The organism is Aeromonas piscicola, assembly GCF_000820005.1.
Classification (GTDB): Bacteria; Pseudomonadota; Gammaproteobacteria; order Enterobacterales; family Aeromonadaceae; genus Aeromonas; species Aeromonas piscicola.
Genome location: NZ_CDBL01000033.1, coordinates 47,531 through 69,586 on the forward strand (window position 1 = coordinate 47,531; position 22,056 = coordinate 69,586).

23 protein-coding genes are annotated in these 22,056 nt (G+C 61.8%); 17 read left to right on the forward strand and 6 right to left on the reverse strand.

Translation table 11 applies throughout. The features are described from left to right. Positions 1 to 170: 170 nt before the first annotated feature. From aptA to BN1128_RS05435, 6 genes are all read left to right on the forward strand, one after another. A complete protein-coding gene (aptA, locus tag BN1128_RS05410) occupies positions 171 to 1,502 on the forward strand; it encodes an omega-aminotransferase AptA (RefSeq protein ID WP_042866871.1) in 1,332 nt (443 codons plus the stop codon). Between the two features lie 110 nt (positions 1,503 to 1,612). Beyond that, positions 1,613 to 3,109 carry a CoA-acylating methylmalonate-semialdehyde dehydrogenase gene (locus BN1128_RS05415; protein WP_042866872.1) on the forward strand — a complete coding sequence of 499 codons (1,497 nt, stop codon included), beginning with the start codon at positions 1,613 to 1,615 and terminating at the stop codon, positions 3,107 to 3,109. 83 nt (positions 3,110 to 3,192) lie between these two features. Then, positions 3,193 to 3,948 (forward strand): glutamine amidotransferase-related protein, encoded by a 756-nt coding sequence (locus BN1128_RS05420; RefSeq protein WP_042866875.1) that lies wholly within the window; start codon positions 3,193 to 3,195, stop codon positions 3,946 to 3,948. Next, positions 3,945 to 5,060, forward strand: a complete 1,116-nt coding sequence (ald, locus tag BN1128_RS05425; protein ID WP_042866877.1) for an alanine dehydrogenase — start codon at positions 3,945 to 3,947, stop codon at positions 5,058 to 5,060. Before BN1128_RS05420 ends, ald begins: the two co-directional genes overlap by 4 nt. A 118-nt stretch (positions 5,061 to 5,178) precedes the next feature. Then, on the forward strand, positions 5,179 to 6,018 hold the full coding sequence (locus BN1128_RS05430) for a PfkB family carbohydrate kinase (RefSeq protein ID WP_042866878.1): 840 nt from the start codon (positions 5,179 to 5,181) through the stop codon (positions 6,016 to 6,018). A gap of 298 nt (positions 6,019 to 6,316) precedes the next feature. Next, complete coding sequence (locus BN1128_RS05435) at positions 6,317 to 6,769, forward strand: Rrf2 family transcriptional regulator (protein ID WP_011704258.1); 453 nt, start codon at positions 6,317 to 6,319, stop codon at positions 6,767 to 6,769. A 78-nt stretch (positions 6,770 to 6,847) separates the two neighbouring features. Here BN1128_RS05435 and BN1128_RS05440 read toward each other — a convergent pair whose 3' ends face one another. Further along, positions 6,848 to 7,360, reverse strand: coding sequence for a ferredoxin-type protein NapF (locus BN1128_RS05440; protein WP_042866879.1), 513 nt, complete (start codon positions 7,358 to 7,360; stop codon positions 6,848 to 6,850). A gap of 138 nt (positions 7,361 to 7,498) precedes the next feature. Between BN1128_RS05440 and BN1128_RS05445 the strand changes: the two genes are divergently transcribed. Beyond that, on the forward strand, positions 7,499 to 7,714 hold the full coding sequence (locus tag BN1128_RS05445) for a hypothetical protein (protein WP_042866881.1): 216 nt from the start codon (positions 7,499 to 7,501) through the stop codon (positions 7,712 to 7,714). After that, positions 7,711 to 9,051 (forward strand): DNA recombination protein RmuC, encoded by a 1,341-nt coding sequence (rmuC, locus tag BN1128_RS05450; RefSeq protein ID WP_052445494.1) that lies wholly within the window; start codon positions 7,711 to 7,713, stop codon positions 9,049 to 9,051. The genes BN1128_RS05445 and rmuC overlap by 4 nt, the downstream gene beginning before the upstream one ends. A gap of 116 nt (positions 9,052 to 9,167) precedes the next feature. Here rmuC and BN1128_RS05455 read toward each other — a convergent pair whose 3' ends face one another. The 5 genes from BN1128_RS05455 to def form a co-directional block, all read right to left on the reverse strand. Continuing rightward, on the reverse strand, positions 9,168 to 10,610 hold the full coding sequence (locus BN1128_RS05455; protein WP_042866883.1) for a TrkH family potassium uptake protein: 1,443 nt from the start codon (positions 10,608 to 10,610) through the stop codon (positions 9,168 to 9,170). Positions 10,611 to 10,706: 96 nt separating this feature from the next. Then, the gene (gene trkA / locus BN1128_RS05460) at positions 10,707 to 12,083 is read right to left on the reverse strand and encodes a Trk system potassium transporter TrkA (RefSeq protein ID WP_042866885.1); all 1,377 of its coding nucleotides are present in this window, start codon (positions 12,081 to 12,083) and stop codon (positions 10,707 to 10,709) included. Between the two features lie 157 nt (positions 12,084 to 12,240). Further along, entirely contained in the window at positions 12,241 to 13,533 is a 1,293-nt protein-coding gene (gene rsmB / locus BN1128_RS05465; protein WP_042866887.1) for a 16S rRNA (cytosine(967)-C(5))-methyltransferase RsmB, read from the reverse strand. A gap of 45 nt (positions 13,534 to 13,578) precedes the next feature. Beyond that, positions 13,579 to 14,523, reverse strand: a complete 945-nt coding sequence (fmt, locus tag BN1128_RS05470; protein WP_042866889.1) for a methionyl-tRNA formyltransferase — start codon at positions 14,521 to 14,523, stop codon at positions 13,579 to 13,581. Between the two features lie 12 nt (positions 14,524 to 14,535). Further along, the gene (gene def, locus BN1128_RS05475; RefSeq protein ID WP_042866891.1) at positions 14,536 to 15,048 is read right to left on the reverse strand and encodes a peptide deformylase; all 513 of its coding nucleotides are present in this window, start codon (positions 15,046 to 15,048) and stop codon (positions 14,536 to 14,538) included. A 108-nt stretch (positions 15,049 to 15,156) separates the two neighbouring features. On the opposite strand from def, the gene BN1128_RS05480 reads away from it, so the two are divergent. From BN1128_RS05480 to BN1128_RS05520, 9 genes are all read left to right on the forward strand, one after another. Next, positions 15,157 to 16,245 carry a LysM peptidoglycan-binding domain-containing protein gene (locus BN1128_RS05480; RefSeq protein WP_042866893.1) on the forward strand — a complete coding sequence of 363 codons (1,089 nt, stop codon included), beginning with the start codon at positions 15,157 to 15,159 and terminating at the stop codon, positions 16,243 to 16,245. Position 16,246: 1 nt separating this feature from the next. Then, positions 16,247 to 17,362, forward strand: coding sequence for a DNA-processing protein DprA (gene dprA / locus BN1128_RS05485; RefSeq protein ID WP_042866895.1), 1,116 nt, complete (start codon positions 16,247 to 16,249; stop codon positions 17,360 to 17,362). Further along, entirely contained in the window at positions 17,355 to 17,828 is a 474-nt protein-coding gene (locus BN1128_RS05490) for a DUF494 family protein (RefSeq protein ID WP_042866897.1), read from the forward strand. Before dprA ends, BN1128_RS05490 begins: the two co-directional genes overlap by 8 nt. 55 nt (positions 17,829 to 17,883) lie before the next feature. Continuing rightward, positions 17,884 to 18,441, forward strand: a complete 558-nt coding sequence (locus BN1128_RS05495) for a DNA topoisomerase family protein (protein ID WP_042866899.1) — start codon at positions 17,884 to 17,886, stop codon at positions 18,439 to 18,441. A 74-nt stretch (positions 18,442 to 18,515) separates the two neighbouring features. Continuing rightward, on the forward strand, positions 18,516 to 19,022 hold the full coding sequence (gene purE, locus BN1128_RS05500; protein WP_042866900.1) for a 5-(carboxyamino)imidazole ribonucleotide mutase: 507 nt from the start codon (positions 18,516 to 18,518) through the stop codon (positions 19,020 to 19,022). 131 nt (positions 19,023 to 19,153) lie between these two features. Further along, positions 19,154 to 19,714, forward strand: a complete 561-nt coding sequence (gene tsaC, locus BN1128_RS05505; protein WP_042866902.1) for an L-threonylcarbamoyladenylate synthase type 1 TsaC — start codon at positions 19,154 to 19,156, stop codon at positions 19,712 to 19,714. 113 nt (positions 19,715 to 19,827) lie between these two features. Then, positions 19,828 to 20,736: an oxygen-dependent coproporphyrinogen oxidase gene (hemF, locus tag BN1128_RS05510; protein WP_042866904.1), complete on the forward strand. Its 909-nt coding sequence runs from the start codon at positions 19,828 to 19,830 to the stop codon at positions 20,734 to 20,736. A gap of 103 nt (positions 20,737 to 20,839) precedes the next feature. Next, the gene (aroE, locus tag BN1128_RS05515) at positions 20,840 to 21,661 is read left to right on the forward strand and encodes a shikimate dehydrogenase (RefSeq protein ID WP_042866907.1); all 822 of its coding nucleotides are present in this window, start codon (positions 20,840 to 20,842) and stop codon (positions 21,659 to 21,661) included. After that, positions 21,658 to 21,918 carry a DUF1488 family protein gene (locus BN1128_RS05520; protein ID WP_042866909.1) on the forward strand — a complete coding sequence of 87 codons (261 nt, stop codon included), beginning with the start codon at positions 21,658 to 21,660 and terminating at the stop codon, positions 21,916 to 21,918. The genes aroE and BN1128_RS05520 overlap by 4 nt, the downstream gene beginning before the upstream one ends. The last annotated feature ends 138 nt before the right edge of the window (positions 21,919 to 22,056 follow it).

Below are 22,056 nucleotides of genomic sequence, written 5' to 3' on the forward strand. Positions count from 1 at the left end.
GACTGTTTACTATTATTAAAATTGTGTTAAATATCTTATACCACCCCGCTCATGTATCAGCTAGGGGTGGCACCAGATGGGGCGATAATGAGCCCCTTTTTAGGAATTCAGGTGTTTAATTTAATAGGCATAAGCCGATAGTTACTAAACACCTTAAGGATGAGGTGACCATGAAACCGATCAGCGACATCAATACGCCCTCCGACATGTCCGCCTTCTGGATGCCGTTTACCGCCAACCAGCAATTCAAGGCGGCGCCGCGCATCCTGAAGTCGGCAGAGGGGATGTATTATCACTCAGAGGATGGCCGCAAGATACTGGATGGCACAGCCGGGCTCTGGTGTTGCAACGCGGGCCATGGTCGCCGCGAGATAGCAGAGGCGGTCTCCCAGCAGATTTCCCACCTCGATTTTGCGCCGACGTTCCAGATGGGGCACCCCCTGCCGTTCGAGCTGGCCAACCGGCTGGTGGAGATTGCCCCCAAGGGACTGGGCCATGTCTTCTATACCAACTCGGGCTCGGAAGCCGTGGACACGGCGCTCAAGATTGCGCTGGCCTGGCAGCGGGCGCGGGGGCAGGGTACCCGCACCCGGCTGATTGGTCGCGAGCGCGGCTATCACGGGGTCGGCTTCGGCGGCATCTCTGTGGGGGGCATTCCCGGCAACCGCAAGTGGTTCGGCTCCCTGCTGACCGGGGTGGATCACCTACCCCACACCCTCAATATCGCCAAACATGCCTTCACCAGGGGGCTGCCCGACGAAGACCTGACCCTGGCCGACGAGCTGGAGAAGATCGTCTTCCTGCACGATGCCAGCAACATAGCGGCCGTCATAGTCGAACCCATCGCCGGCAGTACTGGTGTCATCATGCCACCCAAGGGCTACCTCAAGCGGCTGAGAGAGATCTGTACCAAACACGGCATCCTGCTGATCTTCGACGAGGTGATCACCGGCTTCGGTCGCCTCGGTTCCCCTTTCGCCGCCCAGGAGTTCGATGTCATGCCCGACATGATCACCTGCGCCAAGGGGCTCACCAACGGCGCCATCCCCATGGGGGCCGTGCTGGTGAGCAACGGCATCTATGACGACATGATGGCCGCCGGCAAGGGCGCCATCGAGCTGTTCCACGGCTACACCTATTCGGGTCACCCGGTGGCCGCCGCCGCCGCGCTGGCGACCCTCGAGATCTATCGCAACGAGAACCTGCTGACCCGCGCCGCCGATCTGGCGGGCTACTGGGAGGAGGCGGCCCATTCCCTCAAGGGCTGCAAGCATGTGAAGGATGTGCGCAACTACGGGCTGGTGGCGGGCATAGAGCTCGAATCCCTGCCGGATGCGCCGGGCAAGCGTGCCTACGAGGTGTTCGTGCGCTGCTTCGAGAAGGGGGCGCTTGTCCGCGTCACCGGCGACATCATAGCCTTGTCGCCGCCCCTCATCATGGAGCGCAGCCAGATAGACGATCTCTTCACCCTGCTGCAGGACGTGTTGCAGACGCAGGCATAACCCCTTTTCACCTTGAATTGCATGGCGCCCCGGATTTGGGCGCCATCTCCCTGTGCCCGGCTCGCGCGAGACTGCGCAGGGAGAGACGGATTAACCATCACGGAGGATTTATGACATATCGGGTCAGCAACTTTATCAACGGCGAGACGACCGAGAGTCGCAGCGAGCGCTTCGGTGCCATCTTCAACCCGGCCACCGGCCAGCAGCAGGGCCAGGTGGTGCTCAGCACAGCCGCCGAATGTGGCGAGGCCATTGCCGTGGCAGAGCGCGCCTTCGCCGACTGGTCGCAGACCCCGCCGCTGGTACGGGCCCGGGTGCTGTTTCGCTTCAAGGAGCTGATGGAGCAGCACAGGGATGATCTGGCCCGGCTCATCAGCCGCGAGCACGGCAAGGTGTTCTCCGACGCCCAGGGCGAGTTGACCCGTGGCCTGGAGGTGGTGGAGTTTGCCTGCGGCATTCCCCACCTGCTCAAAGGGGAGCACTCCCTCAACGTGGGCCGCGGGGTGGACAGCCACTCCATGATGCAGCCGGTGGGGGTGTGCGCCGGCATCACGCCGTTCAACTTCCCGGCCATGGTGCCGCTCTGGATGTTCCCGGTGGCCATCGCCTGCGGCAATACCTTCATTCTCAAGCCGTCCGAGAAGGATCCGTCCCTCTCCCTGCGCATGGCCGAGCTGCTCAAGCAGGCCGGCCTGCCGGATGGCGTGCTCAACGTGGTCAACGGCGACAAGGAGGTGGTGGACGTGTTGCTGAGCGACCCGCGGGTCGGCGCCGTGTCGTTTGTCGGCTCCACCCCTATAGCCCAGTACATCTATGCTACCGCCTCGGCCCACGGCAAGCGGGTACAGGCGCTGGGCGGTGCCAAGAACCACATGCTGGTGATGCCGGATGCGGATCTCGATCAGGCGGTCTCAGCCTTGATGGGGGCAGCCTACGGCGCCGCCGGTGAGCGCTGCATGGCGATCTCGGTGGCCGTGGTGGTGGGGGATGAGACAGCCGATGCGCTGGTAGCCAAACTTTCGCCACTGGTGGCGCAACTCAGGGTCGGGCCGGGTCTGGGTCAGAGCCCGGAGAACGAGATGGGGCCCCTCATCAGCCGCGAGCATCTGGCCAAGGTGCGCGCTTACGTGGATCAGGGGGTAGCCGAGGGGGCCCAGCTGCGGGTCGATGGTCGTGGCGTGAGTCACGGGGAAGGTTACTTTATCGGTGGCAGCCTGTTCGACCGGGTGAGCCCAGAGATGCGCATTTACCGGGAGGAGATCTTCGGCCCGGTACTGGCCATAGTGCGGGCCCCGGATTACGAGACGGCGCTCAAGCTCATCAACGAACACGAGTACGGTAACGGCACCGCCATCTTTACTTGCGACGGCGATACGGCGCGGGACTTCACCGCCAGGGTCCAGGTCGGTATGGTAGGGGTGAACGTCCCCATCCCCGTGCCCATGGCGTTTCACAGCTTCGGTGGCTGGAAACGGTCCATCTTCGGGCCGCTCAACATGCACGGGCCGGATGGGGTGCGCTTCTACACCCGGATGAAGACGGTGACGGCGCGCTGGCCACAGAGCCTGCGCGCCGGCGCCGAGTTCTCCATGCCGACCATGAAGTGACGCGCAGGCACGCTGCCATGGCCTAACTTGTTGCCCCCGCAGGCCATGGCTCTGCGGGGGCAACCTCTGTAAAGGAGTTACAGATGCGACTGGGAATTCTCGATTGTGACCGGCTGGATCCCGATTTGGCGGGTGATTTCGGCCCCGTTTACTCCGAGATGTTTATCAAGGGCTTTCGGGCCCTGGCCCCCGAGCTGGAGTTTCGGGTCTGGTCGGCGCTCGATGGCGAGCTGCCGGACGACCTGCAAGAGTGTGATGCCTGGCTCATCACGGGTTCGCGCCACGATGCCTACAGCGATCTGCCCTGGATCCAGGCGCTGCGAGGCTGGATCCGCCAGGCCCACGATGCCGACGTCAAGCTGGCCGGGGTCTGCTTCGGTCATCAGGTGATCGCCCAGGCGCTGGGGGGCGAGGTAGTGAAATCCACCAAGGGCTGGGGGCTCGGCGTCTCTGTCCATCCCATGCTGGCGACCGGCGCCTGGATGCAGCCTGGGCTGGACACCATCCGGATCCTGGCCAGTCACCAGGATCAGGTCGAGCAGCTACCGCCGGGCGCGATCCGGCTGGCGGGCAACGATTTCTGTCCCAACTTCATGTTCTTGCAGGGGGATCACATAGTCGCCATTCAGGGGCATCCGGAGTTTTCGGTGGAGTACAACCGGGCGCTGATCGAGCGGCGGCGGGACTTTTTGTCCGACGACCGCTATCAGCGCAGCCTCTCCTCGCTGGAGGGGGAAGTGGACTCGGCCACCATGATGCAGTGGCTGTTGCAATTTTTGGGCATACTGCCCGGTGGCGAAGGAGCGACCGGCGGGATCACAGCAGGAGAGCGAGCATGATTATTGGCGTACCCAAGGAAATCAAAAACCATGAATACCGGGTCGGCATGACTCCCGCCGGAGTGCAGGAGCTGGCGGCCCGGGGACACAAGGTCCTGGTGCAACAGCAGGGAGGCGAGGCGATCGGACTGTCCGATGCCGAGTACCAGGCGGCCGGGGCCGAGCTGGTGGCCAGCGCGGCGGAGATCTTCGCCCGGGCCGAGATGATAGTGAAAGTGAAGGAGCCCCAGCCGGAGGAGTGTGAACTGCTGCGCCCGGATCAGCTGCTGTTCACCTACCTGCACCTGGCGCCGGATCCGGTGCAGACCCAGCTGCTGGTGCACTCGGGGGCAGTGGCCATCGCCTACGAGACGGTGACCGACGAGCGCGGCGGCCTGCCGCTGCTGGCGCCCATGTCAGAAGTGGCGGGGCGGATGGCGATCCAGGCCGGGGCCCACAGCCTGGAGAAGGCGCAGGGGGGCAATGGCACCCTGCTCGGTGGCGTGCCTGCGGTGGCGCCCGCCAAAGTGGTGGTGCTGGGGGGCGGGGTGGTCGGTGTCAACTCGGCGCGCATGGCGCTGGGGCTGGGGGCCGATGTCACCATACTGGATCGTTCCCTGCCGCGGCTGCGGGAGCTGGACAGTCTCTATGGCCCGGCCCTCAAGACGCTTTACTCCACTCGCACCAATATCGAGGCCTGCATCGCCCAGGCGGATCTGGTGATCGGCGCCGTGCTGATCCCGGGGGCGGCGGCACCCAGGCTGCTGACCCGCGACATGCTCAAGCTGATGCGCAAGGGCTCAGTGCTGGTGGACGTGGCCATCGATCAGGGCGGCTGTTTCGAGACTTCCCACCCGACTACCCACGAGGAGCCCACCTATGTGGTGGACGGCATCATCCACTACTGTGTGGCCAACATGCCGGGCGGCGTGGCGCGTACCTCCACCTTCGCCCTGACCAATGCCACCCTGCCGTTCGTGCTGGCGCTGGCCGACAAGGGCTACGCTCAGGCGCTCAGGGATGACAAGCACCTGCGGGCCGGTCTCAATGTGTTCAAGGGCAAGATCACCCAGGCGGCGGTGGCCCAGGCGCTCGGCTACGAGTACGTCAGCGCCGAGTCCGTACTGGGCTGACGCAGCTGCGTGAAGCCGGCCGGCAAACGTCGAGCGGGCTCACAAACCCCGCGATTTCAGGGAGGGCCGTCAGGGCCCTTTCTCATATACTGGGATCCCTTGTCAGTGAGGTCTCTCCATGTCCCGTATTCTGCTGCTCGCCAATCTCAACTGTGATCATGTGCTCTCCCTCTCCGAACCCCTGGTGGCCGGTGCCCGGTTGCAATACGTGGATCAGGGCCGCCGGCTGGGGGGCGGCGCCGCCAACACCGGCATAGGGCTGGTGTGGGCCGGCCACGAGGTGACCATAGCCTCCCGCATCGGGCTGGATGAGGCGGGCGACTGGCTGCTGGAGCAGGCGGCGAGCTATGGACTGGATTGCTCTCACGTGGAGCGGTTCGGCGGCGAGACAGGCGAGCTGCTGATCCTGGTGGACTCCACCGGCGAGCGCACCATCCTCAGGCGGCCGCGTCGCCCCGATCTGCCCGGTGACCTGCCGGTAGAGGGAGTGGACTGCCTCTACGTGAACTATCCCGGCACCGCCATCATCAGCTATATGCGCCAGATGCTCGGCAAGAGCTTCGTGGTGGCCCAGTATCCCAAGGGCGGGCAGGCGCGTCGTCCCTGCCACGTGCTGGTGGCCTCCCGCTCCGATCTCGGGGAGGTGAGCGATCCCTGGCAGCATGCCCGCCAGCTGGCGGGTGAGCAGCTGGAGTGGCTGGTGCTGACCGAAGGCAAGGCGGGAGCCGTGGCCATTCACGGCGAGGAGCAGATCCGGGTGGCGGCGCGGCCGGTTTCGGTGGTCGATACCACGGGGGCGGGGGATGCCTTCGCTGGCGGCCTCATTCACGGGCTGGCCCGCGGCATGGCGATCCAGGATGCCTTGCAGTGCGCGGTAGACTGGGGTGCCTTCGCGGTTGCCTCCGAGAGTTCGATTCCCTCCAGCGCCTTGAAAAACTGGCTCAGGCAGCCTCACTGAATCCTGAAAAACGGTTTCGTATGGTGCAGGTTAATTCATTCGGGTGCTTGGGGGAGACAGGCGAATTTAGCCGCCCAAAACACCCCAAACCTTGGACTAAGCCTGCAAGTTTGCGATCAATCAAAGAAAGTGTCGATTTATGTGCATCTTCATCGACACCCGCCTGAGCTGCTCTTAACCTTGTCACTCCACGACTCAGATTAAGATGCGTGCTCCGTGCAAGCGCAAGCGCGGCCCCGCCTCTTAGCTTTAGGTTGTCGTCCTGATTTCTGGCTTGTAGTAAGAGGCAAGTGCGACCATGCAACTGACACGATTTACCGACTATGCCCTGCGTACCCTGACTTTTTTGGCGGTTCAGCCGGGAGATCGCCTGTCGACCATCACAGAGGTGGCCGATACCTTTGCCATCTCCCGCAACCACGTGGTCAAGATAGTGCATCAGCTCGGCATCAAGGGCTACATAGAGACGGTACGTGGCAAGCATGGCGGCATCCGCCTCGGCCGCTCCGCCGTCTCCATCAACCTGCGCGATGTGGTGATGGACATGGAGCACGTGCTCTGCCCGGTGGATTGCAAGCGCGAGAACTGCCGCCTCTCCGGTGGCTGCCGTATTCAGGGCATACTGCGCCGCGCCATGAACGCCTTCCTTGAGGTGCTGGGGGAATACACCCTGGCCGATGCGGTGCGGGATCCTACCCGTCTCTGTCACCTGCTCGGCATCGAACAGGATTCCATCCTGGCCATGGCATAAACGCCGCGCCGAACTGACAAAGGGGCCCCCGGGCCCCTTTGTGCTTTCTGGCGTGTGAGCCAGGGGTGGCGGTTGGGGTCAGAGCTGGGGGATCAGGGTGATGGCGCCATGGAAGCAGGCGAGACCGCAGGCACCGCAGCCATCGCATGCCGCCATGTTGACGCTGACGCCATCGGCGGTGGCCTTGATCGCCTGCTGGGGGCAGGCATCTTCACACAGCAGGCAGTAGAAGCCCTGTCTGGCCTGACAGCTCGCCTCTATCTGTACCCGGGTCTGCACCTGGCGTCCCCACTGCAGGTCGAGGGCGCCGGTCGGACAGGCTCTGGCGCAGCTGCCGCAGTAGCTGCACTGGCCGCAGGCGAGATCCAGCACAGGGGTGCCGGCGATGGCGGTACCCTCGTATTCGGGCTGGCTTGCCGGTTTGAGCAGGCCGTTGGGACAGGCCTTGAAGCATTCACCACAGCGGGTGCAGAGGGAGAGGTACTGGGACTCTTCGATGGCCCAGGGCGGGCGTGCCTCGTGACAAACCACGTCCGGTTTGCGGGAGCTCCCCAATGCGTGCGTCAGCCATCGACAGAAAAAATGAGTCATGCTCACCCCTGATACCTATTAGGGGTTAATTTTATCCAAGTTTCCGCTGGCAAGCCAGAGAATAGCGCCGGCCAGGATCGCAAGCCGGGTTGCCCTTGTGTAAGCTAGGCGAGTCTTTTTGCGGGATTGAATGAACTCATGTGGTTATTTCTGTGGCGTGCGTCTCTGTTGTATATCTTCCCCCTGCTGATGTGGGCCTATTGCCGCATCAAGGATATCGAGTTCGCCGAGCTCGATACCGGGGTTAACAGTCACAAGTGGGTGGTGTTGGCCGCCTACCTCCTCTATGTGATGTTCTGGCTGTTGCTCAACCGTTACCTCGAGCTCTTCCTGCGTCAGCGGAGCCGCAAATGATCGACCCCGGGCTCTGGGGGATCTTGCTGCCTGCCGCCGTGCTGGCTCTCGGGCTTGGCTGGCTGATCGGGCGTCGGGCCGCCACGGCGCAGGCTCAGGAGCTGATGCTGGCACAAGAGCGCCATCAGGCGTTGCAGGATCGCTTCGACGAGTTGCAGGACGAGCGGATGCAGGGCCAGCAGAAGCTTGATCAGCAGCAGACCCTGCTGATCAAGCTCACCGCCCGCCTCAAGGATGCCGAAGCCACCCTGCGCAGCGAGCGGCTGGCCGCTGCCGAGAAGCTGCAACTGCAACAGGAGGCGGAACAGCGTCTCAGCCAGCAGTTTGAAAACCTCGCCAACCGTATCTTCGAGCAAAACTCGGGCAACTTCCGCGAACTGAACCAGAACAGCCTGGATCTGCTGCTGACCCCGCTCAAAGAGCAGCTTGAGGGCTTTCGCCGTCAGGTGGGAGAGACCCACGCCCAGGAAACGGCCCAGCGCCACAGCCTCAAGTTCGAGCTGGAGCGTCTGGCCGAGCTCAATACCCGCATGACCGAAGAGGCGGCGGCCCTGACCCGCGCCCTCAAGGGGGACAGCAAGCAGCAGGGCAACTGGGGTGAAGTGGTGCTGGCGCGGATCTTGAGCGAATGCGGCCTGCGCGAGGGCCATGAGTACCACACCCAGGTCAATATCGAGGTGGACAAGGGCAAGCGCTATCAGCCCGACGTCATCGTCCACCTGCCCCAGGAAAAAGACATCATCATAGACGCCAAGGTGTCGCTGACAGCCTATGAACGCTGGTACAACGCCGATGACGCGCTGGAGAAGGCGGTGGCGATCAAGGAGCACGTCGCCTCGGTGCGCAACCATATCCGCGAGCTGGGCCGCAAGGATTACCAGCAGCTGCCCGGGGTGCGCACCCTGGACTATGTGCTGATGTTCGTGGCGGTGGAGCCCGCCTTCCTCACCGCGCTGGAGGCCGATCCCTCCCTGGTGCGCTACGGCCTAGACAACAACATACTGCTGGTGAGCCCCACCAACCTGATGGTGGCGCTGCGCACCATAGAGAACCTGTGGCGCTATGAGCGGCAGAATCAGAATGCCCGTCAGATCGCCGAGCGTGCCGGTCGCCTCTATGAGAAGCTGCGGCTGTTTGTGGAGGAGATGCAGCAGATGGGTGGCAGCCTGCACAAGGCGCAGGAGAGCTACGACAAGGCGATGGGGCGGCTGGTCAACGGCCGTGGCAACCTGATCGCCCAGGCCGAGCGCTTCCGCGAGCTGGGGGTCGAAGTGACCAAGACGCTGCCCGAGCCGCTGGTCAACCGCGCGCTGGAGCGGGAAGAGTCCGCAGAGTGAGGCGGATGGTCATGCACCGCATGAGATAAAGAAGGGCAGCCATTGGCTGCCCTTCTTGCATTTGCTCACCCGGCTTCGAGGCTGGCCAGGCAGAGTCGCAGCCTTGATTGGCGGCGTTACTGCTTCCAGAAGGAGGGGAAGAAGAGCACCGCCACTGTCAGGATCTCGAGCCGCCCCAGCAGCATGCCGAAAGACAGTATCCACTTGGCCGAATCCGGCAGGCTGGCGAAGTTGGTGCTGGGACCTATGACGGGGCCCATGCCGGGGCCCACGTTGGCCAGCGCCGTGATGGAGCCCGAGATGGCGGTCAGGGGATCCAGCCCGATGGCGGCGAGCAGGGCGGCGATCAGCAGTATGACGGCGAAATAGGCCAGCACGAACGAGATCATGGAGCGGATGATGGCGTCGTTGACCGGGCGACCGTTGTACTTCTGCGGGAAGACGGCGGAGGGGTGCATCAGCTGGCGCATCTGCTTTTTGAACAGGGCGAACGCCACCTGTACCCGGAAGATCTTGAGACCGCCGGCGGTGGAGCCGGAGCAGGCGCCCAGTGCCAGCAGGATGATGAAGATGATGCTGGTGAGCGGCCCCCAGGTGCCGAAATCACCGAGGCCGAAGCCGGTGGTGGTGAGCACCGAGACTATGTTGAAGCTGCTGATGCGCAGGGCATCCATAAAGCCGTAAATATCTCTTATCCACAGATAGAAGGTGACGACGACTGTGACCCAGATCACCAGCCAGAAGAAGCCCTGCACCTGGGCATCCTTGAGCAGGCTGTTGTCGCGGCGGCTCAGGCTCTGCACGTAGAGCAGGAAGGGCAGGCCGCCGAGGAACATAAAGAGGGTCCCGATCCAGTGCGCCGAGTTGGAGAAGTGGGACATGGATTGATCCGAGGTGGAATAGCCCCCGGTACTGAGGGTGGTCATGGCGTGGTTGACCGCCTCGAACAGCGTCATGCCGCTCACCCAGTAGGCGAGGAAACAGAGCATGGAGAGCACCAGATAGACCACCACTATGTTGTTGGCCACTGTCTTGGCGCGCGGTGCGCTCTTGTCCGACCAATCCGAACTCTCGGTCTGGAACAGCTTCATGCCCCCCACGTTGAGGTAGGGCAGCACGGCCACCGCCATCACGATGAAGCCCACACCCCCCAACCACTGCAGTATGGAGCGCCACAGCAAGATGCTGTGGGCCATGCCATCGAGCCCTGACAGTACGGTGGAGCCCGTGGTGGTGACCCCGGACATGGTCTCGAAGTAGGCGTCGGTGAAGTCGATGTGGTTGATGAAGAAGAAGGGCAGGGCCCCGAAGATGCAGGCCACTACCCAGGCTGAGGTGGTGAGCAGGAACATCTCGCGCACCCCGAGGTGAAACTCCGCCTTGCGACCATAGTGGAGGCAGAGCAGGGCGGCGCCGTGGGTGATCAGCACGGATTTGAGGAACTCGACGAAGCCCTCGGAGCCGGTGAGCAGCGCCAGCAGGGTGGGCAGCCACATGAAGAGGGCCAGTTTGGAGAGCACCAGCCCTATGGTGAAGATGATGGGACGCAGCTTGATCATGCAGGATAACCTGGTCGTTGATTGACAAAAGACCCGGACAATCCACTTGGGAGACTGTGCCGGGTCTGGTTTGCGTTGCCTGGGTGCATGGGCAGGTTACAGGAAGAAAGGACTTGGCTGGAACAGCCGTTCCACTTCCGGGATGTACTTCTTGTCCACCAGGAACATCACCACGTGGTCATCCTGCTGGATCTGGGTGCGATCGTGGGCGATCAGCACCTCATCACCGCGCACTATGGCGCCTATGGTGGTACCGGGCGGCAGCTTGAGCTCCCCCACCGTCTTGCCCACCACTTTGGAGGTGTTCTCGTCACCGTGGGCGATGGCCTCGATGGCCTCGGCCGCCCCGCGGCGCAGGCTGTAGACGTTGGCGATATCGGCCCGGCGCACGTGGGTCAGCAGGGCCGAGATGGTGGCCTGCTGGGGCGAGATGGCGATGTCGATGGAGCCACCCTGCACCAGATCCACGTAGGCGCTGCGCTGGATCAGCACCATTGTCTTCTTGGCGCCCATCTTCTTGGCGAGCAGGGCCGACATTATGTTGGCCTCATCCTCGTTGGTCACGGCGATGAAGACGTCGATCTGGTCTATGTGCTCCTCGGCCAGCAGCTCCTGATCCGCCGCATCGCCGCAGAAGACGATGGTGTTTTCCAGCTGTTCGGACAGTTGCTCCGCCCGCTTCTGGTTGCGCTCGATGAGCTTCACGCTGTAGCGCTTCTCCAGCTGACGGGCGAGGCCGGCTCCTATGTTGCCGCCACCGACGATCATGATGCGACGATAGGGGCTCTCGAGCCGCTGCAGTTCCGACATCACGGCCCGGATATGGCCGGCGGCGGCAACGAAGAACACCTCGTCATCCGCCTCTATGATGGTGGTGCCTTGCGGACGGATGGAGCGCCCCTGGCGGAAGATGGCGGCCACCCGGGTCTCAATGTTGGGCATGTGATCCCGCAGGGTGGAGAGGGCGTTGCCCACCAGGGGGCCGCCGTAGTAGGCCTTGACCGCCACCAGACCCACCTTGCCACCGGCAAAGTCCACCACCTGCAGCGCACCCGGATACTCGATCAGCCGGCGCACATAGTCGGTCACCAGCTGCTCGGGGGCGATCAGGTGATCCACCGGTACCGATTCCGGCAGGAACAATCGATCCCGCTCCACCAGATAGGCAGGGGAGCGAATGCGCGCCACCTTGTTCGGGGTGTTGAACAGGGAGTAGGCCACCTGGCAGGCGATCATGTTGGTCTCGTCACTGTTGGTGACCGCCACCAGCATGTCCGCATCCTGGGCGCCCGCTTCGCGCAGCACCTTGGGGTGGGCGCCGTGGCCGTTCACCACCCGCAGGTCAAACTTGTCCTGCAGCTCCCGCAGACGGTCGCTGTCGGTATCGACTATGGTGATGTCGTTGTTCTCGCCGGCCAGGTTTTCAGCCAGGGTGCCACCGACCTGGCCTGCGCCCAGAATGATGATCTTCATAGGGACCCCTCAGGGAACGAGGATGCGTTGCAACGGGTGGCAATCAGGTCAGGGTCAGTCGTCAACATGATGATTCTCATAGGGAAAGCTTGCTCGATGTTGCGCAGTAATGGGTGCCGTCAACCGGCACCCGTCATCTTCATGGCCATGGCCCTGCTTACCGCTTGATCAGCTTGGCATAGTAGAAGCCATCCATCTCGGCTTCGCCTGGCAGGAACTGGCGGCCCGGGCACGCCGGCGTGTCCTGTTCATGCAGCGGCACCAGGGTGGCATCCGGGGTGGCAGCCAGGAAGGCGCGAATTTGTTCGCGGTTCTCTTCCGGCAGCACTGAGCAGGTGGCGTAAAGCAGAGTACCGCCGCTTTTCAGTTTCGACCAGAGAGCGATGAGAATACGGCGCTGCAGCTCGGCCAGTTCACGGATGTCCTGATCCCGGCGCAGCCACTTGATGTCGGGGTGGCGGCGGATGACACCGGTGGCGGAGCAGGGGGCATCCAGCAGGATGCGATCGAACTGGCCCTTTGGCCACCAGAGTTCCGGGGTACTGGCATCACCGTGGATCACCTCGGCCTTGAGACCGATGCGGTCCAGGTTCTCCTGCACCCGCTTGAGGCGGTGCTCGTCTGCATCGACGGCGACCACGCCGGCAAGCGCAGGTTGACGTTCCAGCAGGTGGGCGGTCTTGCCGCCGGGGGCGGCGCAGGCATCCAGTACCCACTCGCCCGGTTGCGGGTCTAGCAGTCGGGCGGCCTGTTGGGCAGCACCATCCTGTACCGAGCAGTCGCCCGCTTCGAAGCCGGGCAGCTTGGTCACGTCGCAAGGACGCTCCAGCAGGATGCAATCCTCGCCCTCTTCACCGGCCACGGCATTGATGCCGACTTCGGCCATGCGAGCCAGCATGGCATCACGGCTCTGGCGCTGGCTGTTGTTGCGGATCCACATGGGCGGGCGCTGGTTGTTCGCCTCCATGATGAACTCCCAATCTTCTGGATAGGCTTGGCGCAGGCGCTTGGTGAGCCACTCCGGGTGGCCGAGGCGAATGCTGGGAACGCGGTCGATGCGCAGCAAGATGACTTCGGCGCTGCGCTGGAAGTTGCGCAGCACGCCATTGATGAGGCCGCGCAGGGAGGTGCCTTTGAGCAGTTTGACGGCGTTGACGGTCTCGGCCACGGCGGCGTGGGCCGGAATGCGGGTGTAGATGAGCTGATAGAGGCCGACCAGGATCAGATAGTGGAAGATGCGGCTCTTGTTCTTGAGCGGCTTGTCCATCATCTCGTTGACCGCCGCATCGAGGCGGGGCAGCCAGCGCAGGGTGCCATAGCAGAGTTCTTGCAGGAGGGCGCGATCGCGGGGCGCAACCTTCTCCTGGGCAGCAGGCAGAACAGCGGAGAGGGATTGGCCCTGATCCAGCACCTGTTGAATAACGAGAGCGGCCTGTGCACGTGTTTTCATAATGTTACCTTAGATGCGCAAGTCGGGGCCTGGGCCCCGCTTGGTTCAATTCAATTGCGTGCCGGGTTCAAACCAGTCGCGGCGAGAGTTGAGCAGATCCGAGACGGACATGGCCTTCTTGCCGGGCGGTTGCAGGGTGAGCAGGCGCAGCACGCCCTTGCCGGTGGCGATGTCGATCCCCTGCTTGTCGGCCTTGAGCAGGGTGCCGGCGCTCTGGCCATGGTCACTGTCGATGACGGTGGCTTGCCATACCTTGATGGTCTGGTCAGCCACTTCAAACCAGCTGATGGGCCAGGGATTGAAGGCGCGGATGCAGCGTTCGATAGCGACGCCCTCCATGGCCCAGTCGATGCGCGCCTCTTCCTTGGAGAGCTTCTGGGCATAGTTGGCCAGCGCATCGTCCTGCTGCTCGGCCCGGGCTTCGCCTGCGGCAATGGCATCGAGGGTCTCGACCAGTGCCTGCGGGCCCAGCTCGGCCAGCTTGTCATAGAGGCTGGTGGAGGTTTCATCGGCCGCGATGGGGCAGCTCACCTTGCGGATCATGGCGCCGGTATCCAGCCCCACGTCCATCTGCATGATGGTTACGCCGGTTTCGGCATCGCCCGCCCAGATGGAGCGCTGGATCGGTGCGGCACCGCGCCAGCGCGGCAGCAGGGAGCCGTGCACGTTGATGCAGCCCAGACGCGGAGTGTCGAGTACCGCCTTGGGCAGGATCAGGCCGTAGGCCACCACCACCATGAGATCGGCGCCAAGGGCAGCCAGTTCGGCCTGCGCCTCTTCCTTGCGCAGGGAGGCGGGCTGGTAGACCGGCAGATCATGGGCAAGGGCCAGCTCCTTGACCGGGCTGGCAGTGAGCTTCTGGCCACGGCCGGCCGGTTTGTCTGGCTGGGTGTAAACGGCAACGACCTCGTGGTCGGAAGACAACAACGCCGCCAAGTGACGGGCGGCGAAGTCGGGAGTACCGGCAAAAATCAGTTTCAGCTTATTCAATGGGGCAGATCCTCAGAGGATTTTGCGATCTTCACGGGCCATCTTTTCCAGCTTCTGGCGAATGCGCTGGCGCTTGAGCGGAGACAAGTAGTCCACAAACAGCTTGCCGACCAGATGATCCATCTCATGCTGTATGCAGATGGCGAGCAGATCGTCTGTTTCCAGCTCGAATGGCTTGCCGTTGCGATCCAGCGCACGCACCTTGACCCACTCGGCGCGTGGCACCAGAGCGCGGTGCTCGGGCACGGAGAGGCAACCCTCTTCGATGCCGGTGCTGCCGGATTGCTCGAGGATCTCGGGGTTGATCAATACCAGAGGATCTTCACGGTTTTCAGAGACATCGATCACTATGATGCGCTGATGAATGTCGACCTGAGTGGCGGCAAGACCTATGCCTTCCTCCGCGTACATGGTTTCGAACATATCATCTACAATGTGTTGTAACTCGGGTGTAAAGGTCTCGACAGGGGCTGCGACAGTGCGCAGACGTTCATCGGGAAAACGCAATACATCTAGAATGGCCATAGTTTTTTCTTTAGTTTCGTATAAATGCAGTCAATATTGGCGTAATTCTAGTCATTTACGCCGACAAAAAACAGCAACACTTTGCGCGCAGAAGTAACAGGGAGTGTTATGTATCTGAAGCAAACCATCCTCGCCTGCCTGCTGGCCACTCTGAGCCAAGGTGCCTTGGCCGATCAGTTGAAATTGAAAGCGGGTTATCCCGAGCGTTATGTCGTGCAAAAAGGCGACACCCTCTGGGATATCTCAGGCCAGTATCTGGCAGAGCCCTGGCTCTGGCCCCGCCTGTGGAACATCAATCCCCAGATTGCCAATCCGCACTGGATCTACCCCGGTGACGTGCTGCATCTGAGCTGGGTCAACGGCGAGCCTCGGCTAGGCAAGGTGACACAGGGTGGCAAGCCGGTGGTCCATCTCTCGCCCAAGAGCCGCTACGAGAACAAGGCCAATCCGGTCCCGACGCTGCCGCTCAGCGAAATAGGCCCCTTCCTGCAAACTGACCATATTCTGGCCGACAACCAGCAAGTGAAACAGCTGCCCTATGTGCTTGGCAACAACGAGGCCCACATCGGTATGCTGGAGGGCGACACCCTCTATGTGCAGGGATCGCTGACGCCAGGTCAGGACTACGGTATCTATCATCCGGGCATGGTTTACAAGGACAAGCAAACTGGCGAGCTGCTGGGGCAGGAGGCGGTTTTTGTCGGCACGGCCAGAGCCGAGGAACAGCTGCCGGATGATCGCACCCGGGTCACCCTCAGTCACAATCAGCGAGAGGTGTATCAGGGGGACAAGGTGATGCCTTTCCCGCCGCAGGAAACGCTCTCCGCCGTGTTCACTCCGAAGGCGGCGCCCGTGATTTCACCGGGCTACATAGTCGATCTGCCGAGCAAGGCCCGTGGCGGTGGCAAGTTTGATGTCGTGCTCATCAACCGGGGGGGGCGGGATCAGCTTGCCCCCGGTGATGTGCTGGAGATCCGGCGCCCTGGCGCCCAGCTGGTGAGCAAGAACGGCAAGGTATCGTACAAGGAGTACTCTTCCGTCTACAACAAGGCCTTCTACTCGGCCGGCAAGCCCCCCTTGCCCTCGGAGGCGGTGGCCAGGATCATGTTGTTCAAGGTGTACGACAAGCTGAGCTACGGCCTCATCATGCAGAGCCAGGACATGGTCAGCTCCGGCTATCAGGTCAGTAACTTCTAACGTGCCACTTCCACTCGGGCGGGTCTCGCTGTGGCTGACGCTGGATGCCGTCACCGGTATCGGCCCAGTCACTGCCGCCCGCCTGCTTGCCCACGTTGGTGGCGATATTGCTGCCCTGTTTGAGAGTGATGATGGCCGTTTGCGGGCGCTTGGTCTGGACTCGGCCCAGATCCGGCAGCTCAGATGGCCACTGCCTTCGGTTGAGCAGGGGCTTAGCTGGGCCACCGAGCCTGGCAATCACCTGCTCTGCCTCGATGATCCCGCCTATCCTGACCTGTTGAAAGAGATCCCCGCCGCCCCCTTGCTGCTCTACTGTCGTGGCAATCTTGCCGCCTTGTCTGTTCCACAGCTGGCGATAGTCGGTACGCGTCACCCCACCTATGCCGGCAAGGACAATGCTGCGCGCCTGTGTGCGGAACTGGTGGCGTGCGGTCTGGCGATCACCTCGGGGCTCGCGCTCGGTATCGATGGTGTCTGTCATCAGCAGGCCCTGGCGACTGGTGGTGTCACTCTCGCCGTACTGGGCTCCGGCCTCGACTGCCTCTACCCCAAGCGCCATCATGGGCTGGCTGGCCAGATCCTGGAGAATGCGGGTGTGCTCATCTCCGAGCTGGCGCCGGACAAGGGACCGTTGGCCGAACATTTCCCTCGTCGCAATCGCATCATAAGTGGACTGGCGCTAGGAACCCTGGTGGTCGAAGCGGCCGAACAGAGTGGCTCACTCATCACAGCCCGCTACGCGCTGGAGCAAGGTCGTGAGGTATTTGCCGTTCCCGGTGCGCCGCAGAATGTGCAGGCGCTGGGCTGCAACAAATTAATCCAGCAGGGGGCCAAACTTGTATTGAGCGCGGCCGATATAGTGGAAGAGCTTCCCGGATTGGTCAGCCTGGCGCGGAAACCGGCTGGATTGCCTGAGCAACGGCATAATAGCGAATTGCCTTATGCCGATTTGTTGGATAACGTAGATTATGAGACCACGAGCGTGGATACCGTCGCCGAACGGGCCCAGCTTCCTGTCGAAGTGGTATTGGGCAGGTTGGTAGAGCTGGAGCTTTCCGGTGCAGTGATGGCGGTAGCCGGTGGATACGTCAGAGCGAGGAGGGCGAATCATGTTTGATGTATTGATGTACCTTTTCGAGACCTACATCCACAGCGATGCAGATGTAATGGTCGAGCAGGATGAACTCACCGACGAACTGAGCCGGGCTGGTTTCGATAAAGACGAGATCGAGAAGGCGCTCAACTGGCTGGAGCGACTGGCCAACCTGCACGATAGCGAGCGGGAGGTGTATGTCACCGCCAGCGCGCAAGGCTCGATGCGTATCTATGCCCCGCAAGAGCTGGCACGCCTCAGCACCGAATGCCGTGGCTTCCTGCTCTTCCTGGAACAGGCTCAGGTACTGAATGCCGAGACCCGCGAGATCTGCATTGAGCGCCTGCTCGAGCTGGACAAGCCGGATATCGAGCTGGACGATTTGAAGTGGGTCGTCATGATGGTGCTGTTCAACGTACCGGGCAGTGAAAATGCCTACCAGCAGATGGAAGAGCTGGTGTTTGATGAGTCAGACGGCGTCATTCACTGACAGTCCGGTGCCGCGCTGGTAGAATTCAGGCCATCTGGATTTCAAGGCGCGGCCCATGTCAAAAATCGATCATCATCTCTTTTCTGCCCACGAACAGGCGTTCGAGCGAGAGCCGTGCCCGCAGTGTGGTGCCGAACTGGTGATCCGACAGGGCAAGCACGGCCCCTTTCTGGGCTGCTCCGCCTATCCTGCCTGTGACTATATCCGCTCCCTGACGCCATCCGGCCGCGACATCGAGAAAGTGCTCGAAGGCTCGGCCTGCCCGGATTGCGGCCAGCCGCTGGCGATAAAGAAGGGGCGTTACGGTCTGTTTGTGGGTTGTACCCAGTATCCGGCCTGCCAGCACATCGAATCCCTGCAGGAAAGCGACGATACCCAGATCCTCTGTCCCGAGTGTGGCAAGGGTCATCTGGTTAGTCGCACCTCCCGCTACGGCAAGCAGTTCTACTCCTGCGATGGGTATCCCCATTGTAAATATGTGGTTAACGACACGCCGATCCCCATGCCTTGTCCCGAATGTGGCTGGGGCATCATGGTAGAGAAGAAAGTGAGGGGAAATCTGAGGTGGATCTGCCCGCAAAAGAAATGCGGCCATCAAAGTGAGCAGGTATAATCCCGCCGCCGTAACCAAATTGAAACGTTTTCGGCGAACTTCAACCCCCCACTTGGAGTAAGGAAATTCCCACCATGAATAAACCCTTTGTTGCCGTATTGATGGGCTCTGATTCTGATTTCCCCGTGATGCAATCTACCCTTGAAGTCCTCAAGTCGTTTGATATCAGAGTGGAAGTCAAGGTTACCTCTGCGCACCGTACCCCGGCTGCGACTCATCAGTATGTGACCGATGCCGAGGCCCGTGGCTGCAAGGTCTTTATCTGTGCTGCCGGTCTGGCTGCTCACCTGGCCGGTGCCGTTGCCGGCATCACCACCCGTCCCGTGATCGGGGTGCCCATCGATGGCGGCCCGCTCAAGGGACTGGATGCGCTGCTCTCTACCGTGCAGATGCCGGGCGGCGTACCAGTAGCAACCGTGGCGATCGGCAAGGCCGGCGCCAAGAACGCGGGCTATCTGGCGGCTCAGATGCTGGCGGTCGGAAATGATGAGCTGGCGGCCAAGGTACGTGCTGAACGCCAGAAGAATGCCGAAGAGGTGATGGCCAAGGATGCCGCCCTGCAGGCTCAGTTGCTCAAGTAAGTGATAAAGCGGCAACCAGCCGGACAGGTTCGCGATTTATAGCAGGACGAGCGGATGTGTACCGGCGGTTGTCGCTCTAACAGGTTCAATCCAAATAAGTGATGAGGCGGTGGCTTGGCTGCCGCATTTTTATGCCAAATGAATTTGAACAAGCGGTTGCCGCCCTCCACAGTGAAGGGGTGATCGCCTATGCCACCGAGGCCGTGTTTGGCCTGGGTTGTGATCCCGACTCAGAACTGGCGGTGCAGCGTCTGCTGGCCATCAAGCAGCGTCCGGTGGAGAAAGGCTTGATCCTGATCGCCGCCGATCTGGCGCAACTGCAGGAATATATCGATGTGAGCCAGCTCAGCAGCGAGCAGCTGGCCCGGGTAGAGGCCAGCTGGCCCGGTCCCTTCACCTGGATCATGCCCGCTCGAGCCGCGACGCCGACCTGGCTGACCGGTCAGTTCGACACCCTGGCTGTGCGGGTGACTGCTCATCCTCAGGTGCAGGCCCTGTGCCGCGCCTTCGGCAAGCCACTGGTTTCCACTAGTGCCAACCTGACCGGCGAGGAGCCTGCCCGTCGGATAGCCGAGATCGGCGAGGCGCTGGCAAGCCAGCTGGCCTATGTCCTGCCGGGCAAGGTCGGGGGCCAGGCCAATCCTTCCGAGATCAAGGATGCCAGGACCGGCGCCATCATTCGTCCCTCCTGAGCGGGGCGGGCTGACCCTGTTTTTTACCGCAATGCGCATGGGCCTTGAGCCCTGGGTGTGACATCACAATAAAATGGACAGGGCGTTCAAGATCCTGCCTGACTGGAGACAAGATGAGCAAACCGGACGTGGCCCAGGTCAAGGCCTTCCTGTTGCAGTTGCAGGACGAGATCTGCCGTGGCCTGGAGCAGGCCGACGGCAGTGGGTACTTTGTGGAAGATGCCTGGTGCCGTGAGGGTGGTGGCGGTGGTCGTACCCGAGTGCTGCGCCATGGCGCCGTGATCGAACAGGGTGGTGTCAACTTCTCCCACGTCTATGGCGATGCCATGCCCGCCTCGGCGACGGCCCACAGGCCCGAGCTGGCGGGTCGCAAGTTCGAGGCCATGGGAGTGTCGCTGGTGATCCACCCGCACAATCCTTATGTGCCGACCAGTCATGCCAACGTCCGCTTCTTCATCGCTGAAAAAGAGGGCGAAGAGCCCATCTGGTGGTTCGGCGGCGGTTTCGACCTGACCCCGTTTTACCCGTTTGCCGAGGATGTGCAGCACTGGCACCGGGTATCGCACGACCTCTGCCAACCCTTTGGCGAGCAGGTCTACCCCGAGTTCAAGTCCTGGTGCGATCGCTACTTCTTCCTCAAGCATCGCAACGAGACGCGCGGTGTGGGCGGCCTCTTCTTCGATGACCTGAATCGCTGGCCGTTTGCGGATTGTTTTGCCTTCATGCAGGCGGTCGGCAAGGGCTATCTCGATGCCTACCTGCCGATTGTCGAGCGGCGCAAGGCCCAGCCCTATGGCGAGCGGGAGCGGGAGTTCCAGCTCTATCGCCGTGGTCGTTATGTGGAGTTCAATCTGGTCTACGACAGGGGCACCCTGTTCGGCCTGCAGACCGGCGGACGTACCGAGTCGATCCTGATGTCCATGCCACCACTGGCCCGCTGGGAGTATGACTGGCAGCCGGAAGCGGGCAGTCCGGAGGCCTTGCTCTACACTGACTACCTCACGCCACGAGAGTGGCTGTGACCAGAGGGGCCATGATGGCCCCTTTTTACTGGCCGATATTCGGCTTGTTCCCGCGCGAGAAAACCCGTTAAATCGGAATATTGCCCTCTGATGGAACTCCTTGATGGATCGTTATCTGGTTTTTGGCCACCCGGTGCGCCACAGCAAATCCCCCTTTATCCACACCCTGTTTGCCAGGCAGACCCAGCAAGAGCTGGAATATGGTCTGGCCGAACCCGCCATCGACGAGTTTGCCACGACCCTGCGCGCCTTCTTCGCACAAGGGGGCAAGGGGTGCAATGTTACTGTCCCTTTCAAGGAGCAGGCCTTCGCGCTGGTCGACAGGTTGAGCCCAAGGGCCAAACGGGCGGGCGCCGTCAATACCATCAAGCTGACCGACGACGGCGTACTGCTGGGGGACAATACCGATGGTGCCGGTCTGGTGGCGGATCTCAAGGCTCACGGCGTGACCCTGACGGGCGGCCGGATCCTGCTGCTGGGAGCAGGGGGCGCCGCCCGTGGTGCCCTGGCTCCCTTGCTGGCCGAACATCCGGCCGAACTGGTGATTGCCAACCGCACCCACGCCAAGGCGGAGCAACTGGCGGCCGAGTTTCACGATCTGGGGGTCGTCACGGCCCAGAGCTATGAGCTGCTGGAGGGGGTGTTCGATCTCATCATCAATTCCACCTCCGCCAGCTTGCAAGGAGAGCTGCCGCCCCTCGCCCCTGCGCTGATCCACGCCGATATTGCCATCTACGACATGATGTATGGTGCCTCGGATACCCCCTTCATCGGCTGGGCCAGACAACAGGGGGCCCGCCAGATCATGGATGGGCTGGGCATGCTGGTCGAACAGGCGGCGGAGGCCTTTACCGTGTGGCGCGGAATCCGGCCAGGGACTAAACAGGTATTGAGAGAACTGAAACGAAATCTGGGGACCCTATGAACCAAGGCATACTGTTTCCCGAGCTGGCTGACTGGCAGGCGCATGAACAGCGGATCCATTTCCCGGCCCAGCAGAGAGGGGCTCTGGTCGATTGTTACATCAGTCACCGGCGTCTGGAAAAGATGACTGGTCTCTCCCTCGTCAGGGAGGAGGACATACTGCGCGCCTTCGAGAGTGTGCGCTTCGACATTGAAGATATGGCTGAGAAACTCATTGAAGAACAAGAGTTTGCAGAAGATGGCGCCATCTATCTCTAAGTTTTTTTAGTTTTTTCTCAAAGCAGCGGAACTTGTGTGGAATGCCGCTGACTAACTAGATAGTTGAGGAAGTGCTAGCTAGTCACCTTTATAACTCCCCGGTATTCGTACTGGGGATTTTTTTATCTATATGAAAAA